Source organism: Pseudoalteromonas arabiensis (genome assembly GCF_001550155.1).
GTDB lineage: Bacteria > Pseudomonadota > Gammaproteobacteria > Enterobacterales > Alteromonadaceae > Pseudoalteromonas > Pseudoalteromonas arabiensis.
The window spans coordinates 567173-587833 of sequence record NZ_LRUF01000026.1 but is presented as its reverse complement, the minus strand read 5'-3'; the positions used below and the strand labels follow the sequence as shown (position 1 = coordinate 587833).

The 20661-nt window shown below is 41.6% G+C and carries 14 protein-coding genes and 3 tRNA genes; 5 read left to right on the top strand and 12 right to left on the bottom strand.

The features are described 5' to 3' along the window. Nucleotides 1-2: 2 nt before the first annotated feature. The 7 genes from PAARA_RS19850 to PAARA_RS19820 form a co-directional block, all read right to left on the bottom strand. Nucleotides 3-3188 carry an amidohydrolase family protein gene (locus PAARA_RS19850; protein WP_062570704.1) on the bottom strand — a complete coding sequence of 1062 codons (3186 nt, stop codon included), beginning with the start codon at nucleotides 3186-3188 and terminating at the stop codon, nucleotides 3-5. Between the two features lie 99 nt (nucleotides 3189-3287). Next, the gene (locus PAARA_RS19845; RefSeq protein ID WP_062570703.1) at nucleotides 3288-4112 is read right to left on the bottom strand and encodes a M90 family metallopeptidase; all 825 of its coding nucleotides are present in this window, start codon (nucleotides 4110-4112) and stop codon (nucleotides 3288-3290) included. A gap of 114 nt (nucleotides 4113-4226) precedes the next feature. Beyond that, the gene (locus tag PAARA_RS19840; RefSeq protein WP_062570702.1) at nucleotides 4227-5438 is read right to left on the bottom strand and encodes an elastinolytic metalloprotease pseudoalterin; all 1212 of its coding nucleotides are present in this window, start codon (nucleotides 5436-5438) and stop codon (nucleotides 4227-4229) included. A 193-nt stretch (nucleotides 5439-5631) separates the two neighbouring features. After that, nucleotides 5632-8523, bottom strand: a complete 2892-nt coding sequence (locus PAARA_RS19835; RefSeq protein WP_062570701.1) for a ligand-binding sensor domain-containing diguanylate cyclase — start codon at nucleotides 8521-8523, stop codon at nucleotides 5632-5634. A 130-nt stretch (nucleotides 8524-8653) separates the two neighbouring features. Further along, nucleotides 8654-9310 carry a CatA-like O-acetyltransferase gene (locus tag PAARA_RS19830; protein WP_062570700.1) on the bottom strand — a complete coding sequence of 219 codons (657 nt, stop codon included), beginning with the start codon at nucleotides 9308-9310 and terminating at the stop codon, nucleotides 8654-8656. A gap of 136 nt (nucleotides 9311-9446) precedes the next feature. Next, on the bottom strand, nucleotides 9447-10487 hold the full coding sequence (locus tag PAARA_RS19825; RefSeq protein WP_062570699.1) for a Leu/Phe/Val dehydrogenase: 1041 nt from the start codon (nucleotides 10485-10487) through the stop codon (nucleotides 9447-9449). 393 nt (nucleotides 10488-10880) lie between these two features. Beyond that, the gene (locus tag PAARA_RS19820; protein ID WP_062570698.1) at nucleotides 10881-12407 is read right to left on the bottom strand and encodes a fumarate hydratase; all 1527 of its coding nucleotides are present in this window, start codon (nucleotides 12405-12407) and stop codon (nucleotides 10881-10883) included. Between the two features lie 181 nt (nucleotides 12408-12588). Here PAARA_RS19820 and pabB point away from each other — a divergent pair, with 181 nt between their 5' ends. The 3 genes from pabB (at nucleotide 12589) to PAARA_RS19805 (ending at nucleotide 16006) form a co-directional block, all read left to right on the top strand. After that, nucleotides 12589-13932 carry an aminodeoxychorismate synthase component I gene (pabB, locus tag PAARA_RS19815; RefSeq protein ID WP_062570697.1) on the top strand — a complete coding sequence of 448 codons (1344 nt, stop codon included), beginning with the start codon at nucleotides 12589-12591 and terminating at the stop codon, nucleotides 13930-13932. A 17-nt stretch (nucleotides 13933-13949) separates the two neighbouring features. Beyond that, nucleotides 13950-14528, top strand: coding sequence for an NUDIX hydrolase (locus tag PAARA_RS19810; RefSeq protein ID WP_062570696.1), 579 nt, complete (start codon nucleotides 13950-13952; stop codon nucleotides 14526-14528). A gap of 101 nt (nucleotides 14529-14629) precedes the next feature. Continuing rightward, on the top strand, nucleotides 14630-16006 hold the full coding sequence (locus PAARA_RS19805; RefSeq protein ID WP_054551617.1) for an L-serine ammonia-lyase: 1377 nt from the start codon (nucleotides 14630-14632) through the stop codon (nucleotides 16004-16006). A gap of 46 nt (nucleotides 16007-16052) precedes the next feature. Here PAARA_RS19805 and cysB read toward each other — a convergent pair whose 3' ends face one another. After that, nucleotides 16053-17030 (bottom strand): HTH-type transcriptional regulator CysB, encoded by a 978-nt coding sequence (gene cysB, locus PAARA_RS19800; protein ID WP_062570695.1) that lies wholly within the window; start codon nucleotides 17028-17030, stop codon nucleotides 16053-16055. Nucleotides 17031-17350: 320 nt separating this feature from the next. Here cysB and PAARA_RS19795 point away from each other — a divergent pair, with 320 nt between their 5' ends. Continuing rightward, entirely contained in the window at nucleotides 17351-18109 is a 759-nt protein-coding gene (locus PAARA_RS19795; RefSeq protein ID WP_062570694.1) for a hypothetical protein, read from the top strand. Between the two features lie 39 nt (nucleotides 18110-18148). Here the strand turns inward: PAARA_RS19795 and PAARA_RS19790 are convergent, their stop codons facing one another. Further along, on the bottom strand, nucleotides 18149-19441 hold the full coding sequence (locus tag PAARA_RS19790) for an NCS2 family permease (RefSeq protein WP_062570693.1): 1293 nt from the start codon (nucleotides 19439-19441) through the stop codon (nucleotides 18149-18151). Between the two features lie 121 nt (nucleotides 19442-19562). On the opposite strand from PAARA_RS19790, the gene PAARA_RS19785 reads away from it, so the two are divergent. After that, nucleotides 19563-20027 carry an SEL1-like repeat protein gene (locus PAARA_RS19785; RefSeq protein WP_062570692.1) on the top strand — a complete coding sequence of 155 codons (465 nt, stop codon included), beginning with the start codon at nucleotides 19563-19565 and terminating at the stop codon, nucleotides 20025-20027. A gap of 228 nt (nucleotides 20028-20255) precedes the next feature. Here PAARA_RS19785 and PAARA_RS19780 read toward each other — a convergent pair. The 3 genes from PAARA_RS19780 to PAARA_RS19770 form a co-directional block, all read right to left on the bottom strand. Next, nucleotides 20256-20332 (bottom strand) — tRNA-Asp (locus tag PAARA_RS19780). A 50-nt stretch (nucleotides 20333-20382) separates the two neighbouring features. Further along, nucleotides 20383-20459 (bottom strand) — tRNA-Asp (locus PAARA_RS19775). A 31-nt stretch (nucleotides 20460-20490) separates the two neighbouring features. Beyond that, a tRNA-Asp gene (locus PAARA_RS19770) sits at nucleotides 20491-20567 on the bottom strand. Nucleotides 20568-20661 lie beyond the last annotated feature (94 nt).

Genomic DNA, 20661 nt, shown 5'->3' with positions numbered 1-20661 from the left:
TGTTAGATTTTTTCAAAATATAACTTTTCGCGTTTTTTTTCACCCACTTCGTTCATGGTTGCTGCATCAAATAAACGACCATTAATCATGGTGTAATCGATTTTATCTGTATCACGAATATTCGTTAGCGGGTTACCGTCAATAACGATTAAATCGGCAAGCTTACCCGCCTCAAGTGAACCGATGTTGTTATCAAGGCCAATGTATTTAGCAGGATCTAAGGTTGCTGCACGAATTGCTTCAAGTGGTGTCATACCACCTTGCGCAAACATCCAAATTTCCCAATGTGCGGCTAAACCTTCACGTTGGCCGTGAGCACCTAGGTTCACTAAAACACCTAAGTCTTGCAGCTCTTTGGCAACACGGGCATTGTTAAAGTGGTTATAGTGATGATCGGGCGCCTTAACACGACGCATTGAGCGAGGTAAAAGCTGATTCTTTGGCACAAACTTACTTAAGCGTGGGTGATTCCACACATCGGTCTTATCGTACCAATAATTTTCACCCCAAATACCACCGTATGCGACACCCAGTGTCGGTGTGTAACCTACATCACTTTGTGACCAAAGCTGGCGAATATCATCATAGATATTGGCAACAGGAATTGAGTGTTCAATACCCGTATGACCATCAACCACCATGGTTAAGTTGTGCTGCAGTAGTGAACCGCCCTCTGGCACAACCATCATTTCAAGTTCACGACCTGCCTCAATCACTTGCTGGCGCTGTTCACGGCGTGGTTGGTTATAGGATTTAACACTAAACGCGCCCACTTTCTTTAAGCGCTCAAGGTGGAATTTGGCATCTTCTAACGAATCAATATGCGACGTGTAACCTGGCATATTCGCACCATATAAAATGGTACCCGTGGAGAAAATACGAGGGCCGACAATCATGCCTGCTTTTTGCATTTCGCTTGCAGCAAAAATCTCAGTGGTGTCGTTTGATGGATCGTGAATCGTTGTTACACCTAACGCTAAACCTGCTAAGTTCTTCCAGTTTTGCTGTGGAATGATCTCATCGCTACCTTGCGAGCCATGCGCATGCGCATCAACAATCCCTGGCATAATCGTCTTGCCGGTTACATCAATTACCTCAGCACCTTTAGGAATAGCAACACTGTCTTTACTGCCAACCGCTTTAATATGCTTACCATCAGTTACAATAACGCCGTTTTCAATAACCTGCTCACCGTTCATGGTGATAATGCGCGCGCCAGTGAACGCAAAGACTGAGTTAGGCTCCGCCATGGTTTTTGTAAAACCGATGTTGTCGCCGCTTTTAACTTTAAAATCAGTCTCTTCATTTTGGTTAATATCAAATAAACCCGCTAGACTTGCATGATATAACTCAGGGCCTAAGCTCCAATAAAGTTTATCGCTTGTGCCACTCCAGCTGATGTTCTCACCCGCGCGAACAGAAAGCTGCTCAATTGGGAATTGGCTATCTTTCGGGCCAATATTAATGGTTTTGCCGCGCTCAACAAATGGCGTAACAAATACTTTAAAACGCTCTGCAAACGCTAAGTATTGACCATTCGGTGATACTCTAAACTCTGTTGCATGCTCTGATTCATAAAGTTTACGAACTTGCTTTGATTCAAGTTCAACAACACTTAATGTTGGCTTTGGCCAAGGACTCATCACATATATACGGTCGTTCGCTGCACCAAATTGCGGCTGATAACCTGATTTAGTGATAAGTGTTGAATCACCGCCTTTAGCACTTACTGAGTAAATACCAGGCTCTAATGACCATGTCGGGTTAAGGATACTGCCGCCAGACGCTTTACGATAAACAACCGTTTTACCATCTGGGCTAAATGTTGGCTCTACATATTTACCTGGTTCTTTAGTAATCGTATCGCCACGGCCACTGCGCGCAGATACAACACGGATTGAGCCCTGTTCGTTATCATCCCATGTGGTGTAAACAATCTTCTTACCATCACGTGAGAACTGCGGAAATAATTCAAAGTGATCGTCTTGCTTAGTCAAGCGCTTCACTTTGCCAGACTCTAAATCACGTTTATAAATATGACCTAGCGCTTCAAAAATAGCCGTTTCACCATCCGGTGAGATTTGTACATTGCGCAGCATTTTCACATCAAAATTGTCGCTATCAATATTTTGTGTAAAGCGCACGGCTTTTTGAATTTGCTTATTAGTTTCAACTTTAAATGGAATAGCCGAGACAGACTTATCATCGACATCTAGTTTATGGATTGACCCACCCGCCCAAAAGACCAGTTGTTCGTTATCTGGTGTCCAAGCAATTGTTGGGTATACGCCATGAATAGCCCATGTCTCTTGCATATCACGCTCAAGCTCACCATAAAGCTTTGTATGCTCACCGGTGTGCAGATCATATAAATACAAGCTAGTTTGGAAGTCATCACGCTTGATATACGCAAGCTTTTTACCATCTGGTGAAGGTGTAGGTCGAATAGCCCCACCCATACCATCAATAATTGTTTCAATCTCACCGGTTTCACGGTCATAGCGTTTAATTTTATAAATACCCGCTACAGAGTCTTTAGAGTAATGGAATGTTTTACCCGGCGTTGCATCATGCGAGAAATACACATAACGACCATCCGGTGAGAACATTGGTTCACCTAAGTCTTTTTGGTCATTTTCGCGTGCAGTTAGCTGTACACCTTTACCACCCGCTTTGTGGTAAAGCCATACTTCACCAGCCCCTAAAGAGCGGCTTGCAGTAAAATGCTTACGCGCAACTAAGTAGTCACCATCAGGGCTCCAAGCAGGGCTATTTAACAAACGAAATGTTTCGTTCGTTACTGCTTTCTGGTTTTCACCGTTTAAATCCATAACCCATATGTTATCGCCACCACCTTGGTCTGAAGTAAACGCAATGTGCTTACCATCAGGGCTAAAGCGTGGTTGCATTTGCCATGCAATATCACTGGTTAATTGCGTTGCAGTACCACCCGACATTGGCATGGTATAAATATCGCCAAGTAGGTCAAACACCAGAGTTTTACCATCAGGGCTAATATCCACATTCATCCACGTGCCCTGCTCAACACTAATTTTAGCGTCTAGGAATTGGCCTTTTGGTGCGTCCACCTGCCATTTGTCATCATTTGATTGCTCTGCCGCCACTACTTGCCCAGTTAGAGCAAGTGAAATCGATACAGCTAGGGCTGTATGAAGCATTTTCTTCATTGAAATCTCACTTTTTATTGTTTTTGCACACTTTTAAGATTGCACCAAATAGCATAGCAAGATTCCAGTGATTCGTGTTAAACAGACGTAAATAGTCGACTAATGCCACGCAATGGGATCAAACTGATAATAGCCAACTAGCAAGCGATAAATCTCAGGATCAAATTGTCTCAGTTCAGCGGGTTTTTCTAAAAAGGTTTCGGTGATGACAGCAAAAAACTCAGCTTCATTGGTCGCGCCATAACTATGAATAACATGTGGCATACCGTAAGCTAAATGGGTTTTGAGTTGATTAAACGCGCGACTAAATACTTTTGCCCATTTTTGGTAATCTTCATTACTGGCAAGCAGCGGTGTACCTGTGGTTTTACCCGTTTCTTGGTCTAGTTGATGGGCAAATTCATGAAACACTAAATTATGACCATCGCTTGGCAGGCGATTCCCCTCTAGTACATCATGCCAGCTAAGCACTAATGTACCTCCAGGCCATGACTCTCCTTGACGAACAGCGTTGTGATAACTTACTAAACCTGCACCATCTCGCGAAGTCTCGGGCGCATAATAAGCACTAGGGTACAATAAAACTTCTCTTACATTACGGTACAAAGGCCAGGGTTTATTGAGCACTAACAAACACGCATCAGCAGCAACTATCAGCTTCATAGATTCGTTAAGTTTTAAGCCATCACAACCAATAAAACGTTTTTCATTTAAAAACCAAACGATATGTCGTTCCAGCTTTTCACGATCGGCGTCGGTCATTCTTTGGTAGATGGGCATGTACTTTAGCAACAAATTCTTTTGCTGTGAGTTAAGAGCAAAACGATGGTATTTTTTTTGCCAAAAATGATTTCTAATATCATCCCAGCGCCAATAACACACAATAAAAATAACTAAGGAAAGTAACAAAAATAGGTTAAGCATTACCATCGCCTAAAAAACGGTCTTAGTAGTTAAATGTGTGCAAACAAGAAAAGATCAATACTTGATAAATTAATTGAACATTAAAAGCCGTGTTAAACACGGCTTTTACCATCATTAACGGTATAAGGGTTGCCAAGCACAGGTTCTACGTCCATTGCGCTCAAAATAAAAGTTATTACAATTTGAATCATAGTTACTATTACCAACATCAATACGGTAATTACTGATATAACGGTTATGTAATGAAACTTGCTGACCATTTTGTAATAAAGTGAAGTGTACGTGTGGACCAGACGATTGTCCGCCTTCGCACAGTGCTTGGTTATAACTATTCGCATAACGACCTAGCAACGTTCCTGGCTGCACAGTGTCACCATTATTATATTGTAAGTTAGACATGTGGTAATAATTAGTTGCAAAGCCACTTGAGTGCGTTACCCGTATATTACATGACGAAAAACGAGTGATGACCCCACCATGTGCGGCTTGAACCCAAGGCGTATTGCTTCCCCATCCACCAGAACCATTGTTAAAGTCTAATGAAGAATAAGGATAACCTGAGCCAGTGTTTGAATGCGCTCCACCACTATACCAATAATACCCTTGAGACCAAGGTAAGTTCATAGTAAATGTGGCTTGAACCGACTGCTCTTCCCCTGAAAACGTAACTTGGTCTGTGTTCAAAATAAGAGACTGATCGGGTGATAGTTGCTCGAATATATCTAAGAAGCGAGTTAAAGAATCATTTGCCTGAGCATGCAGATTGTGCTGCTTACTCATCATGCTGGCAAGCGCAGCTGTAGCGGCAGTACTCACTTGTGAAGGCCTAATTAAATGCTTTATGGAGTTTGAGTTTTTATCATGCTTTACGGCTTGCTCTTGCCAGTGTTTAAAGGCATAGAAACGTTGACTTAATTTAAATGCAACGTCTTTAACCTGCTCCTCAAATCCTTGCTTGTCAGAGATATTTTTAAACACGCTTTCTAATTCAACCGAAGGATCAGAGAGTCCCTCACTTTGCTGTTCAATCAGTGCCAAAATCACTTTTGGGTTAATACTATAATAGCCAGCCCAGTGTAGTATAAAAGCTTGTTTACTTTGAAGTTCAGGGGCATACGACGCGAAGTAGTTATCCCAGTCTTCATTTAATAGGTCATTATTAAATACAAATGTTTGGTCATCCATAATTAATAATGAATTAAGATTCAGTTGTTCTACTGCTTGGTCTGAAAATTCAAACGTTTCATGGTTATGCACACCGGCAAACGCTATAGAAGAAAAACCAAGTCCAGTCGTAACCGCAAGTGTTAGTAAATGTTTATTCATCTTTTTGTTCCCTTTTATAAAACCCCATACGGGGAACAAAAATGTAGATCAAAAGTGAATGAATTGTTAATTTTATATTTTTATGTAAACATTAACGTAAGTAATGTACCTTTAATAACACCACCTTGAAGCCGAAAACGTGTACAAAAATAAAACATTTTATTTTGTAATCAATAACTGATTGAGGAACTAATTATTCATTGCGGTAAATAACAACCTGATTTCGTCCTGCGGATTTGGCGCAATATAATGCCTTATCAGCTTGTGCTAAAAGCCGATCGTAATCACTTGCACTTTGGCTGTCAGCTAAACCAAAGCTAACCGTAACAGACAAACCACTGGCGATATGCGAGAAATCATAGTTTGCAATCTCAAGGCGAATCACATCACATACTCGTGCCGCCTCTTTTGCTGTTTTTTCTGGGAATAAGAGCGTAAATTCCTCGCCACCCCAGCGAGCAGCTTGACCTATATGGGTACAATTTAAAGTGAGTAAGCGTGCTATTTCACAAATTACTTTATCACCTATTAGATGAGAAAAATTGTCGTTAATTGACTTGAAATGATCAATATCCATGATCGCAATAGAGAAGAATTTATTCTCTTTTCTGAATTTATCAAAACTTTGTGACAAACAAACATCGAAAGCGCGTCGATTAGGCAACTGAGTTAACTGATCATGATTAGCCAAATGTGCAAATGCATCCGCTTGCTTTTTCAAGTCATGCATTTGTTGCTCTACTTTTTCGGTTAACTCTATTTCAATCCGTTTATAGTGGTATAAACGAAATTTATAAATACTGTAAGCTATTAGAATAAAGGCAAAAACGATTAAAAGTTTGAAGCTTGTCTTCTGCCAAAAATAAGGGGCTATTCTAAAGCGTAAAACTTGCTCGTTATCTTGCCAATCGCTGTTGGGATAGCCGGCACGCACTTTAAAGGTATACTCACCTGGCGCTAAATTCGTGTATTCAGTAATAGCCAAGCGCCCTCTATCAACCCACTGTTCATTGTAACCGCTCAGTTGGGTCTGATAGTTAAGTCGCTGAGGCATAATAAAGCTCAGCCCCGCATAATTAAAAGACACCCGAGAAATACCTGGCGACAGGTTAAGCACTTCATTACTTGGTGGCAATGTAACCGCTCTGCCATCCACATCAAAGCTTTCAATGACGGTGGATAATTGACGTGTACTGGCTTCTTTTAGCCGCTCAGGCGTCGCGACAGCAACACCACGGGCGGTAGCAATCCATATTTGCCCATCAGAGTGAAGTGTTGCTGCAGGTGTTGAGCCTCCATTAGCTTGAGCGCTCAGCATGCCATCACCTTCATCATAGAGCTGCATGGACACAGTAAGTGGATTAACGCGGTCAGGCTCATCTAAAAATGCGACTAATTGCGCCTTGTTTACCTGAATAATACCTCTATTACTTGTCAACCAAAGTGAGCCACCTTGCTCAACTATCTGAAATAATTTATCGACAGGTAGCCCTTCTTGACGACCAAATAGTGCCATTGTGTCGTTTAGCATATTATAACGAACCAACCCTCTGTCAGTGGCTAACCACATATCGGTATCGTCTACATAAAAGCCAAACGCGTATTCAGTGCTAAAGTATTCTGGAAAAGTGATAGTGGCAAAACGGTCCTCAGACGGTGTATAAATTGACACACCGACTCCGGTACCAATCCATAATCGACCTTGAGTGTCCTCCGCCAAGGCTATAATAAAGTCACCCGCTAAACCATTTTCTGATGTATAAGAATACACTTGCCCATCTTCGCTTAACTTTGTTAATCCACTGGCAGTACCTATCCATAAATTATTTTCAGAATCAAAAAGTAACGAACGAACTTCATTGCTGATTAAACCGTTTTTTCTATTTTTTACAGGGTAAATTTTATTATTAACGACTTTCATTAAGCCGGCTGTATACGTGCCTAACCAAACATCACCTTTTTTATCTTCGGTTAAACTCAACACCGATAAAGGATCACGTTCATAAGCTTGTCTTAAAGTGCTAATTTCACCCTTCTCAATGCGGTTGAGCCCATTACTGCTTCCAACCCATACACTGCCATCGGAGTGGGAAAGAACTGTTCTGACATAATCAGATGCCAACCCCCGACTTTGACTCCAGTTGGTAAATGGCGCTTCTCGTAATCTAAACAGTCCTGCATTAGTACCAACCCAGATACTTTTTTCACGATCTTGCCAAAGAGATAAGATCCGGTTGTTAGGCAATCCATCATCCGCATCTAGGTTCTCGAGCCCTCGCTCACTTAACCTAAAAACACCTTTATTAATGGTGCCAAACCATAAGTCCCCTTTTGCATCTTCAAGCAAACTCGATATTGATTCATTGTTTAAAATATCATTTATGGAAACAAATACATCGTGTTGCTTTTTCCAGGCTCCACTCTCAGTTCCTACAACTAAATCACCTGATTGGGTAAGTAATAAAGTAAAAACGGATGTATCAGGTAAACCTGAATTTGAGCTAACTTTACTGACTTTTTTATTGATAATTTTATATAAGCCATCACTTGTTGCTGCCCAGATAACACCATCATTATCTTGTAATAATCGATACACACTTAGCTTATCTAGTAGCTGTTGTTCAGGCGCTTGTTCAGATGAGCGGTAAAGTATACCTTGCCCCTCTAAAGCGAGCCAAAGCTCTCCACTTTTTGTAATAAGGGCATGATTTACCATTGTTGATGAAGCTGGGAGTGCCTGCCAATGACCTTGCGACCTTTTCGCAATTCCTCCACGAGCACCGACTATGTACAAATCTCCGTTCTCTGTGGCAATCAAACTGCGTAGACCTGAGTCAGGTAAACCTGGAAGTTCTGTGCGGGTAAAAAGTTTAAATTCTCGTCCGTTAAAACGTGCTAAGCCTTCCCACGTTGCCACCCAAATATAACCATCTTTTGTTTGGCTAACACTATTGATACTGTTATGCGGTAGGCCAGAGCGAGTGCTCCATGTTTCAGTGAAGTAATCTGTTAATGACAGCCGTGCCGGTTTGGCTATAAGCCCAAAACTTAAAAATAACAACACACAGCAGATTACCCGCGCCATAAAATAAAACCTTGATATTTATTATCATTATTACTGTGTATAGTTTTGCAGAATAAGCGAAAATTCAACCAACTGAGCAAATACTACCTAAGTGCTAATTTTTACTCAGTTTAATCACAATTAGCAACAATTATTTACAAAAATCATTAATTTTTTCTTGCAGTAGTTTTACAAAACGTGCGACATGTAAGCCATCCATCAACGCGTGATGCACATCGATTGATAGCGGCATCTTGCCAGTTTGTAAGTCAAACTGACCAAATACAAATTTAGGAATGCCAAGACCATGACCTTCACTCACAGCATGAGAAAAACCAGTAAAATTTAACCACGGTAGCACTGATATATGGATAAGATCAGGTTGCCCTTCTGTTGCAGCAAATGCATCAGAGAAAAATGGTTTTGCTTTACTTGTTTTACCCACTGCAATGGCGTGTTTTGAGAAGTCTTCAATCGAGGCGTGTTTTTCAAAATAACTAAAGCGGAATGTTTCATCTTCTGCAAGCTCGACCACACTTCCTCTTACCGATGACAACTGCACAGGTAGAGAATCAACTATACGTTGACGCATTGGCGCATAGTCATGACATGCTTCAAGCGTTAGGTAGACATAGCTGTGAAAGAACGAATACGGCTCTGCTTTGCACTTGTTGTAAAGAGCCGCCATGTCGAGCGACACACACACATTAAAAAAAGGCAGAGAAAATTCTTTAAAGAAAGCGAAATGCTGTTTACGAGGCCAAGTATTAAGGTTAATTGGGGTGACTTCACAAGATAGAGTTTTCATTAGGCGTCCTCGAGATTTAAAAACCGAGTGTACCTAGCAAGCATTACTTCGTCACCTTGATGCGATAAATAACAGAGACAAAAAAGGTGCGACTTGCGCACCTTTTTTTAACTATAAATTTAGTCGATTTACTAAATTATAAACCGTTTTCGATGATTTCTAATGCTAGTTCATCGGCAATTAAATGCGTCGATTTTTGCTCTTTTTCAGAGCGAGCAAAGATTTCAGTTAGCGTATCAAAAATGCCTTCAACGTGTTTAGTTGATGCTTCTGCACTATAACCTTCTGGTGCAGTTTCGTAGTAAACGTTGATAATACCACCTGCGTTAATTACGTAATCTGGTGCATATAAGATACCTTTTTCACGGATAATTTCTCCGTGACGAGACTCTGCTAATTGGTTATTCGCACAACCTGCAATAATTGTTGCTTTTAAACGCGGGATAGTCGTGTCATTTACCGTTGCGCCTAGTGCACATGGTGCATACACATCAACATCTAAGTCGTAGATTTCATCAATACCCACAGCCGTTGCATTGAAGTCATTTACAACACGCTCAACAGCTTGCTCGTTAATATCTGTTACAAATAACGTTGCACCCGCTTCGTGCAAATGCTTACAAAGACCGTATGCTACTGCACCTAAGCCCTGCACTGCTACTTTGATACCAGCAAGATCTTGATGACCACGTTGGTGTTGTAAAGCGGCTTTAATACCTAAGAACGTACCATAGGCTGTGAATGGTGATGGGTTACCACTTTTGCCTTCAAGGCCTAGTACATAGTTAGTTTCTTTGTTCATGATAGCCACATCATCACAGGTGATGTTTACGTCTTCAGCGGAATAGTAGCTACCACTTAAACGCTCTAATTGGCGACCAAATGCACGGAAAAGCTGCTCTGATTTAATTTCTTTTGCATTACCGATAATTACTGACTTACCGCCACCAAATGGTAAACGTGCCACAGCATTTTTATACGTCATACCTTTTGATAAACGAAGTGCATCTGTTACGGCAGCTTCATCTGTTGCGTAGTCCCACATTCTACAACCACCAACAGCTGGACCTAACTTGGTATTATGAACCGCAATAATCGCCTTAAGGCCTGATTCTTTATCTGAACAAAACACCACTTGCTCGTGGTTATCAAAGTCGACTTTATTAAATACAGCCACAGTTAAATACTCCGAAATTTTCTTACCCCAAAGGGTGTGAGCGCTGAAATTGCCGAGACTCTATCACTTCGAATGCTCCCTTGCCACTAAATGAGATGATAAAGTTCCCACGTTGAAACAACCACTCAAAAAATAACGCTTTAAGGGAAAAATATACCTGCCAAAGCAAATATTAAGCATTGTTAATTCAAAATAAACTATTTACATCAGCAACTTTATTACGTGAACGTAAAGGTAAAGTATAGCGTAAAGAAAAAGTGACAAGAAGAATGTAGCAATAAAGCCAAGAAGAATCTGCTTTTTAAAGATATGTTGAGAAAATAACTGAGACTGGTCAGAGCTGAAAAAAAACGGCGCAGGTGCGCCGTTTTTATTAAAAGCGTTGCAAGATGGTTATTTTAATTTGCCATCAAGTTCTTCAATTTTTGCTTTCCAAATAGCAGGGCCTTGCGTGTGCGCATTGGCACCTTCACTATCCACAGCAACCGTTACTGGCATATCTTCTACTTCAAACTCGTAAATTGCTTCCATACCTAAATCTTCGAATGCAACAACACGTGCTTTCTTGATTGCTTTAGATACAAGGTAAGCCGCACCACCTACCGCCATTAAGTAAATAGACTTATTGTTTTTGATTGATTCAACCGTTGCAGGGCCACGCTCAGCTTTACCAATCATACCGATGATGCCTGTGTTTTCTAACATCATATCAGTGAATTTATCCATACGCGTTGCTGTTGTTGGGCCAGCAGGACCTACCGCTTCATCACCCACTGCATCTACAGGGCCAACGTAGTAGATAAACTTGTTATCGAAATCAACGCCTTCAGGTAAACCTTCACCTGATTGGATCATATCTTGTAAACGCTTATGCGCGGCATCACGACCCGTTAAAATAGTACCAGACAGAAGTACAGTTTCACCCATCTTCCATTCTTGTGTGTCTTCTTTAGTCAGTGTGTTTAAGTCAACACGACGTGTACCTTCACCTACTTCGAACGTAACTTCAGGCCAATCTTCTAGTTTCGGTGCTTTAAGATCAGCAGGGCCTGAACCATCTAACGTGAAGTGAACGTGACGTGTTGCTGCACAGTTAGGGATCATTACCACTGGTTTTGATGCTGCGTGAGTCGGTGCCGTTTTGATTTTTACATCAACCACAGTTGTTAAACCACCTAGGCCTTGTGCACCAATACCTAATTTATTAGCGCGTTCGAAAATATCGATACGCATTTTTTCTTCAGTTGTTTCGGCGCCGCGCTCAATAAGCTCGTGAATATCAACCGGATCCATTAATGATTCTTTCGCTAGTACCGCTGCTTTTTCAGCCGTACCACCAATACCTATACCTAGCATGCCAGGTGGACACCAGCCCGCCCCCATCGTTGGTAATGTTTTTTCAACCCATGCAGCCACATCATCAGATGGGTTAAGCATAACCATTTTCGTTTTATTTTCTGAGCCGCCGCCCTTCGCAGCTACCATTACTTCAACTTCAGCGCCTGGCACTAAGTCGATGTGAACAACTGAAGGAGTATTGTCTTTGGTGTTTTTACGCGTACCAGCTGGGTCTGCAACAATTGATGCACGTAACGGGTTGTCTGGGTTTAAGTATGCGCGACGTGTACCTTCATCAACCATTTGCTGAACAGTCATGTCTGTTTTATCCCACTTAACATCCATACCTACTTTCACGAAACAAGTAATGATACCTGTATCTTGGCACAGTGGACGTTTACCTTCAGCAGACATACGAGAGTTAATTAAAATTTGCGCGATGGCATCTTTTGCCGCTTTACTTTGCTCTTTGTTGTAAGCTTTTTCTAAGGCTTGTACGAAATCGAGAGGGTGATAAAAAGAAATGTATTGCAATGCATCTTCAATGCTATCAATGAAGTCTTGCTGACGAATTGTGCTCATTACGGGTTCCTTAAGTTTTTATCACGTAGCGCTGTACGTGATCCTGAGTAAACCGGTGACGAAGATTTACTCTACGGGTTAGTCATGGCATCACTATAAAGGAAATCATAACGCTGCCAATCAAATTTAACTTATGATACCCTCCTCGCCCGTTTCGGGCTAGTTATTCAGGGCAATGTAGATGATAAACGATGAAAATTTGTGCATTAAATTAGAATTAAGCGGTGACTGCATCGCGCTATTTAGTCATTTTGCTCATTTGCCCTATGCTGTATTGCTCGATTCAGCCAATAGCGAGCATATAAATAGCCGCTTCGATATCATTGCCATCGCGCCATTAAGGCAATTAGAGGTGCGCGAAAATACATGCTTTGTCGACGGCAAGGCTCAATCAAGTGATTGTTTTAGCTTGATGAAATCGGGTCTTGGGGAGTTTAATCACACACCAAGCTCAAATAAGCTTCCATTTACGGGTGGTTGGCTTGGCTATTTTGGCTATGATTTAGGTCGTGTGATTGAAACCATGCCAAATAATGCCGAAAACGACATTAATATGCCGCAAATGGCTGTCGGCCTTTATCCAGATGCGCTTATTTATGATAAGCAACAGCAAAGCTGGTTTTACGTCTGTCAGCCAAATCAAAATCGCTTAGCGCTGTACCAACAACACCTAAACGAAACACCAGCAAGTGCAGAGTTCGCGCTAACAAGCGACTGGCGGTCAAATATGAGCAAAGCCAGCTACAGCGAAAAGTTCGAGAAAATTCAAGCTTATTTAAAAAGCGGTGATTGTTATCAAATTAACCTTGCTCAGCGTTTTAAAGCTGAATTTTCAGGTTCAACATGGCAAGCCTATAAACAATTACGAGAAGCGAATAAAGCACCGTTTTCAAGCTATATAAATCACCCAGATGGCGCTATTTTGTCTATCTCACCTGAGCGCTTTATCTCTATAAATCAAGGTCAAATAGAAACCAAGCCCATTAAAGGAACACTCCCTCGTTTGGCTGACCCTGAACAAGACCAAGCACAAGCAACTCGTTTACAACACTCTGAAAAAGACCGTGCAGAAAACGTCATGATTGTTGACCTTTTGCGCAACGATTTAGGCAAAGTTGCTCGCCCAGGTAGTGTCACCGTACCCTCGTTATTTGCTATTGAAAGCTTTCCGGCTGTTCATCATTTAGTAAGTACTGTGCGCGCAGAATTAGCGGATGGCAAAGATGCCGTTGACCAAATTCATGCCGCGTTCCCAGGTGGTTCAATTACTGGCGCACCAAAAATTCGCGCCATGGAAATTATAGAAGAGCTCGAACCACATCGCCGTAGTGTCTATTGTGGCTCAATTGGCTATTTAAGTGCCTGTGGCAACATGGATACCAGTATCACAATTCGCACTTTAGTGTGTCATCAAGGTACAATCTATTGTTGGGCTGGCGGCGGCATTGTGGCTGATTCAAAAGTCGACTTGGAGTACCAAGAAACTTACGATAAAGTAAATAAAATACTGCCTTTATTAAAGTAAAAGTTGAAGTAACAGCCTTGAATAGTCAGCAACTAATTGCCCGTTTTAGTTTAAGTCAAACCACTGAGCGCCCAGCTACCATTCGCTTTAATGCCGAAAAGCGTGCCAGTGCCGTGATGCTGCCTCTGCTCGATGTGAATGACAAAGCGCATTTATTACTATGCAAACGACCAAGTTATTTACTTCATCACCCTGGGGAAATTTGCCTGCCCGGAGGTAAGTATGAGGAGCAAGATGAATCTTTGCTGCACACAGCCCTTCGAGAGCTTAATGAAGAGCTCAGCATTGGCAAACATCAAGTGACTGTCTATGGTAAGTTGCATCAATACGCGACCCTAACCGGTTTCACGATTGAGCCATTTGTTTGTACGCTTAGCGAAGGCACAACATGGCAAGCAGACCCTAACGAAGTTGCTGCCAGTTTTTTGATGCCCTTGTCTTATTTGAGTAATCAACAAAACTGGCAATCCCTACCTTTTGAGCGAGATGGAAAAACCATTACGTTGCAAGGCTTGATGACTCCGCACGGTCTACTGTGGGGGGCAACAGCCAGCATTATTAATAACTTTATCAAACAGCTCGCCCTACCAGTTTAATTATCCTGCTTTTAGGGTTACACAGACACGTTTAAACGTTATCATGTGGCACCGTTCAAAGGCAGGTAGTATGCCGTTAAAAGGAAAATGAGTAGCAAATTATGATCAGTGCATTCGATATGTTTAGTATTGGTATTGGCCCATCGTCATCTCACACTGTTGGCCCAATGCGCGCTTCGCGTTTATTTGTAAACGAATTAGAAGAGAAAAACTTACTTGCAAACGTTACCGATATTAAAGTTGAGCTGTTTGGCTCATTAGGTCAAACAGGAATTGGCCACGGCTCAGGTAAAGCCGTGATCTTAGGTCTTGCCGGTTATGATCCAGAAACCATTGATGCAGATTTAGTCGACGATATCCTCGCGAAAATCGAAAAAGAACAGGTTATTTATTTAAACCAAAGTCATAAAGCTAATTTCCCTAAGCAAGGTGCAATTGTATTCCATCGTCGTAAAACACTACCAAAGCACTCTAATGCAATGGAAATCATTGCTAGCCAAAATGGCGAAAAGTTATTTAGTAAAGTGTATTACTCAATCGGTGGTGGTTTTATCGTCAGTGATGAAGAGTTCGAAAACGAAAAACAAAAAGCACTCGAAATACGCGAAGAAAACCCTGCGCCTTATCCGTTTAATACAGCAAAAGAGCTGCTAGAACTGTGCCGTGAATCAGGCTTTAGTGTATCAACTCTTATGATGCACAACGAGAAAACCCTGCGCAGCGAAAAAGACATCAAAGATGAGCTGTTTAATATTTGGCAAGTAATGAAAGCCTGTATTGAACGTGGTATGCGCACAGAAGGTATTTTACCGGGCGGTTTAAAAGTAAAACGCCGCGCACCAAGCTTACACCTTAAATTAAATATTGAGGTAAACAATGACCCACTACGTGCGATGGACTGGGTTGATTTATTTGCTCTTGCGGTAAACGAAGAGAACGCCGCCGGTGGCCGTGTAGTTACTGCACCGACCAATGGTGCTGCGGGTATTTTACCAGCGGTATTAATGTATTATCACACTTTCATCAAAGAAGTAGACCGTGATATTGCAACACGTTATTTATTAACAGCGGCCGCAATTGGTATTTTATATAAAAAGAATGCGTCAATTTCGGGTGCTGAAGTAGGCTGCCAAGGTGAAGTGGGCGTTGCTTGCTCTATGGCAGCTGGCGCACTAACTGAAATAATGGGTGGTAACGTTGTGCAGGTTGAAAACGCCGCTGAAATCGGTATGGAACATAATCTAGGTCTAACCTGTGACCCTGTAGGTGGCCTAGTGCAAGTACCGTGTATTGAACGCAATGCGATGGGTTCAATTAAAGCGATTAACGCGTCACGCCTTGCAATGCGTGGTTCTGGTGAGCAAAAAGTGACCCTAGATAAAGTAATAAAAACCATGCTCGACACAGGTAATGATATGAAAACCAAATACAAAGAAACCGCGCGTGGCGGTTTAGCGGTTAATATCATTGAGTGTTAATTTACAATAACGATAAGAAAAGCCGCTAAAGCGGCTTTTTTATTGTTTATTTTACTGGTAACTCTATGTTTTCGAAAAGCTTATCAACATCTTCTTGGTTACGTAATAAACTTGCTCGCTCTACTAACTCTTTAGTTAAATGCGGTGCAAAACGCTCGATAAAGTCATACATGTAACTGCGTAAAAAACTGCCTTTTCTAAAGCCGATTTTAGTGGTGCTCGCTTCAAATAAATGGCTAGCATCAATGCACACTAAATCAGTGTCTGTTACTTGATCAATCGCCATCGACGCGACAACGCCCACACCTAACCCTAAACGTACATAAGTTTTAATCACATCAGCATCTGTTGCAGTAAATACGATATGTGGCTCAAGCCCATGGGCATTGAATGCCTTATCTAACTCTGAGCGACCAGTAAAACCAAATACGTAAGTAATAAGTGGGTATTTAGCAACATCAGCAACCGTAAGGTTATCAGCTTTTTGCGCAAGGGGGTGTGTTTTTGCCACGACGATACTACGATTCCAGTGATAACACGGCAGCATGACTAAATCAGAGTATAAATGAAGTGCTTCTGTGGCAATTGCAAAATCAGCATCACCACGAGCCGCAGCGTCCGAAATTTGTTGTGGTGTACCTTGATGCATGTGCAAAGACACTGCCGGGTACTTTTTCATGAAGCCTTGAATAACATTAGGTAATGCATAACGTGCTTGCGTATGCGTTGTGGCAATATTTAACTTTCCTTGATCAGGCAGAGTATGTTCATTTGCAACCGCTTTAATCCCCTCAACTTTCGATAGTATCTCGCGGGAAATATTAATTATCTCATGACCTGCACTCGTAACATGCGTTAAATGCTTACCACTTCGACCGAAAATCTGTACACCAAGCTCGTCTTCTAGCATACGAACTTGTTTTGAGATCCCTGGCTGGGATGTAAATAAGCTTTCAGCTGTCGCTGAGACATTCAGTTTATGGTTTTGGACTTCGACGATGTATCTGAGTTGTTGTAGTTTCATGGCTGCATTGTAAATGTTGTTATTCTTTATTTATAAAGGCTGCTAAGCAGGATGCCAAGTAATATTTACTCACATTATAATTTTTTTGTTTTCAATCTGACTTTTTATAGCAATTCCATCTAAGGCTAACACATCCAACGTTAACTCGATAGAGATGATTCATCTGAAAATACTCAATAAACATGCTAACTTAGTCTTGAGTTAGTAAAAAATAACTAGTTATTATAACTTTATTACACATTAGTATGCGCAAAACTACCCAGATGTAATATTTTTAATGTAAGATAAAAAAATTAGATAGTGAAAACTGAGATTTAGCTATGATCGTTTCTATCATCATTATGCTCATTGTTGCTTTGATTGTCATTGCTCTTTGGGTCAGTGCGGTTCAACAGCATAAAGAAAAACAAGAAGCTGAACGCCGAAAAGAATTAGCCAAACAAAAAAAGATTATTGAAGAAGCTGAAGATGTACTTATCAATAGTACCAATATTCCTATGTCTGAAAATCTTTTACGTATTATTCAACGTCGAGTCTACGATGCGTTAGCTTCAATGGTACAATTATCACCTACATCAAAAGAGTTAAAAAATCGCCTTAATGAATCTAAAGAACGATTAAGTGCGCCAATTGAGGCGAGTAATTCAGAGTCTTTAGTATTACCAGATAATGACAAGCAGCTAATTTCACTCATTCAAGGTATAAAAAAATTACGCTCTGTACTTCGTTCTGAGCATGGCAAAGGCAAACTTGATAGCCAAGTGTTTGTTGTTGAAGATAAACGCCTCGAGAAATTACAACTGAGGATCAATGTAGAAAGCCAAATCAAACGAGGAATTTCTGCTCGCTCAGCGAACATGATTGGCTCTGCAAGACAATATTTCGAAAAAGCCCTTGCGACGCTCTCTTCAATTACTTACAGCGACGAATACACAAACGCAAAGCGTAATGAAGTGGAAGGTTATTTAGAAGCAATTAGCACTGAATTAAAAGCGTCAAATGCAACGTCGCTGAAGAAAAAAGCAGAACAAGAACAAGACGATTTAGATGTTTTGTTTGCACCAAAGAAAAAGTGGTAAGCCACTTTTTCTTTGTGCCTTTAAGTTTTAAGTCGTATTTTAAGATAAAAACGCAAACTTAATGATAAACAATGCAGTTAAAATCCACACACTCACACTGATCTCATCTTTTTTTCCACATACAAATTTAACCGCTGTGTAAGCAATGAAACCAAGCGCAATACCGTGCGCAATCGAAAAGGTTAACGGCGTCATCAATAGTACAACACTCACTGGAATAGCATCAGTCATATCATCCCAATTAACCAGCTTTAAATTTTGCATCATCAATACTGCGACATACAAAATCGCTCCTGCGGTCGCATAAGCTGGGATCATCGCAGCAAGTGGCGCAAAGAACATCATTAATAAGAAGCAAATACCCACAACAACCGCAGTTAACCCCGTACGACCACCAACAGAGACACCTGAAACTGATTCAATATACGACGTGGTTGTTGATGTGCCTAGCATTGACCCTGCGATAGTCGCAGTGCTATCTGCACTTAATGCACGGCCTAAACGTGGCATCTTACCTTGTTCATCGGCAAGGCCCGCTTTTTGTGTAACGGCAACAAGTGTGCCCGATGTATCGAACAAATCTACAAACAAAAATGCAAAAACAACCGTTAACATTGAAATTTCAAACGCAGCGGCAAAATCAAGTTGCATAAAGGTCGGTGCGATTGACGGAGGCAAAGACATAACGCCTTGGTATTCAACTAAATCTAAACCTAGCGCAATGGCAGTGACTAATAAAATACTGATAAGTACACCGCTTTTCATATCGCGATATAAAAGCGCAGCAATCACAAAAAAGCTAAAAATAGCGAGTAAAGGTCCCGGAGCCGTTATATCCCCTAACTGTACAAGTGTTGCAGGACTTGCCACGATAATCCCCGCATTCTTCAATGCAATAAGCGCTAAAAATGCCCCAATGCCCGTTGCAATTGCACGCTTTAAAACTAAAGGAATCGCATCAATAATCCACTCCCGGACTTTGAATAAACTTAAGAAAAGGAAAATACAGCCTGACATAAAAACAGCACCGAGTGCAGCTTGCCAGCTATAGCCCATCCCTAGCACAACACCATAGGTGAAAAATGCATTCAGACCCATCCCTGGCGCAAGAGCTAATGGATAATTAGCCCATAATCCCATAATAAAACAGCCAATCGCAGCAGCAATACAAGTGGCAACAAACGCGGCCCCTTGATCCATACCCGCTTCAGCTAACATCGCAGGGTTTACAAATACGATGTAGACCATGGTGATGAAAGTTGTAATACCCGCAATGGTCTCGCGGCGAATAGTGGTGTCGTTATCGTTTAATTTGAAGAGTCTGTCGAACATGTTGAACTTTAAGTTAAGATTAATTGGCTAATTTTATCATATTTTAACTTAATTAGAGGACATTTTACCTTGCAATGTTCTAAACTAATAAGGTCTTTTATTTCAAGAAAATAACTAAACTATGTCTGATAAAACACCTGTTGGCTTAGATTTAGAACAACAACTCGATAATGTACTTGCCTTCATTACTCAACCAGACACTGGTGGGGAGCCCGCAATAAGTACAGACTCTGTTGAAAATGTACTAAATAAAGCCTTGTATTACTTAAAAAATGATCAGCCCCCTTTAGCAGCCAAATGGATGCGCCTTGCAGCGATGGCAGCGAATCAAAGAGCGCAGTTTTATATGGGGCTATTTTTTATCAAAGGGCAAGGGGTGCCCCAGAGCGTTTTTCACGGTGCAGTGTGGTTAACGCTGGCAAGTAGTCAAGGCTATGAACCAGCCACAGCAGCCCTAAACGATTTGCGAAAGCACATTAGCACTCGCCGCTTACATGATGCACAAAGTTATGCTGCAACCTTATATGAACAAATCCACCAGCAACAGTTTGCTCATTTGATTCCCCGAGAATCTGACGCCAACTAACAGGCGTCAGGTTCTACAGCACATTAATGCTGTCTTGTCAGTTTACTCTCAAACATGATGAGACCAGCACCAATTACAACCAATAAGATACCGAGAAACTCAAGCCACACAGGGCCTTTGTTTAGCTCAATACGAGATACGAGATACGAGATACGAGATACGTCGTCAGTATAAAAGAGAACACATTGAAATATAGACTTGTTTAATCATTTGCTTGAGGAAAACAAATGGCGGAGTGGACGGGACTCGAACCCGCGACCCCCGGCGTGACAGGCCGGTATTCTAACCAACTGAACTACCACTCCGCAGTGGTATGTGCATGGGGTAATGCACTTAATTTGTTTATGATATCAAATGGCGGAGTGGACGGGACTCGAACCCGCGACCCCCGGCGTGACAGGCCGGTATTCTAACCAACTGAACTACCACTCCGCAGAGATATCATTGCTATTACTTAATTTGTTGGCGGAGTGGACGGGACTCGAACCCGCGACCCCCGGCGTGACAGGCCGGTATTCTAACCAACTGAACTACCACTCCGCGATACAAATTTTGTAATAAAACAGCGTTTAAATAGTGGCGGAGTGGACGGGACTCGAACCCGCGACCCCCGGCGTGACAGGCCGGTATTCTA

What these genes read in the sequence shown, in the direction of transcription:
- PAARA_RS19785 (WP_062570692.1), top strand. Translation starts at nt 19,563, where the DNA reads ATGTCTGATAAAACACCTGTTGGCTTAGATTTAGAACAACAACTCGAT.
- PAARA_RS19840 (WP_062570702.1), bottom strand. Translation starts at nt 5,438, where the DNA reads ATGAATAAACATTTACTAACACTTGCGGTTACGACTGGACTTGGTTTT.
- pabB (WP_062570697.1), top strand. Translation starts at nt 12,589, where the DNA reads ATGATAAACGATGAAAATTTGTGCATTAAATTAGAATTAAGCGGTGAC.
- PAARA_RS19835 (WP_062570701.1), bottom strand. Translation starts at nt 8,523, where the DNA reads ATGGCGCGGGTAATCTGCTGTGTGTTGTTATTTTTAAGTTTTGGGCTT.
- cysB (WP_062570695.1), bottom strand. Translation starts at nt 17,030, where the DNA reads ATGAAACTACAACAACTCAGATACATCGTCGAAGTCCAAAACCATAAA.
- PAARA_RS19830 (WP_062570700.1), bottom strand. Translation starts at nt 9,310, where the DNA reads ATGAAAACTCTATCTTGTGAAGTCACCCCAATTAACCTTAATACTTGG.
- PAARA_RS19790 (WP_062570693.1), bottom strand. Translation starts at nt 19,441, where the DNA reads ATGTTCGACAGACTCTTCAAATTAAACGATAACGACACCACTATTCGC.
- PAARA_RS19795 (WP_062570694.1), top strand. Translation starts at nt 17,351, where the DNA reads ATGATCGTTTCTATCATCATTATGCTCATTGTTGCTTTGATTGTCATT.
- PAARA_RS19820 (WP_062570698.1), bottom strand. Translation starts at nt 12,407, where the DNA reads ATGAGCACAATTCGTCAGCAAGACTTCATTGATAGCATTGAAGATGCA.
- PAARA_RS19805 (WP_054551617.1), top strand. Translation starts at nt 14,630, where the DNA reads ATGATCAGTGCATTCGATATGTTTAGTATTGGTATTGGCCCATCGTCA.
- PAARA_RS19845 (WP_062570703.1), bottom strand. Translation starts at nt 4,112, where the DNA reads ATGCTTAACCTATTTTTGTTACTTTCCTTAGTTATTTTTATTGTGTGT.
- PAARA_RS19850 (WP_062570704.1), bottom strand. Translation starts at nt 3,188, where the DNA reads ATGAAGAAAATGCTTCATACAGCCCTAGCTGTATCGATTTCACTTGCT.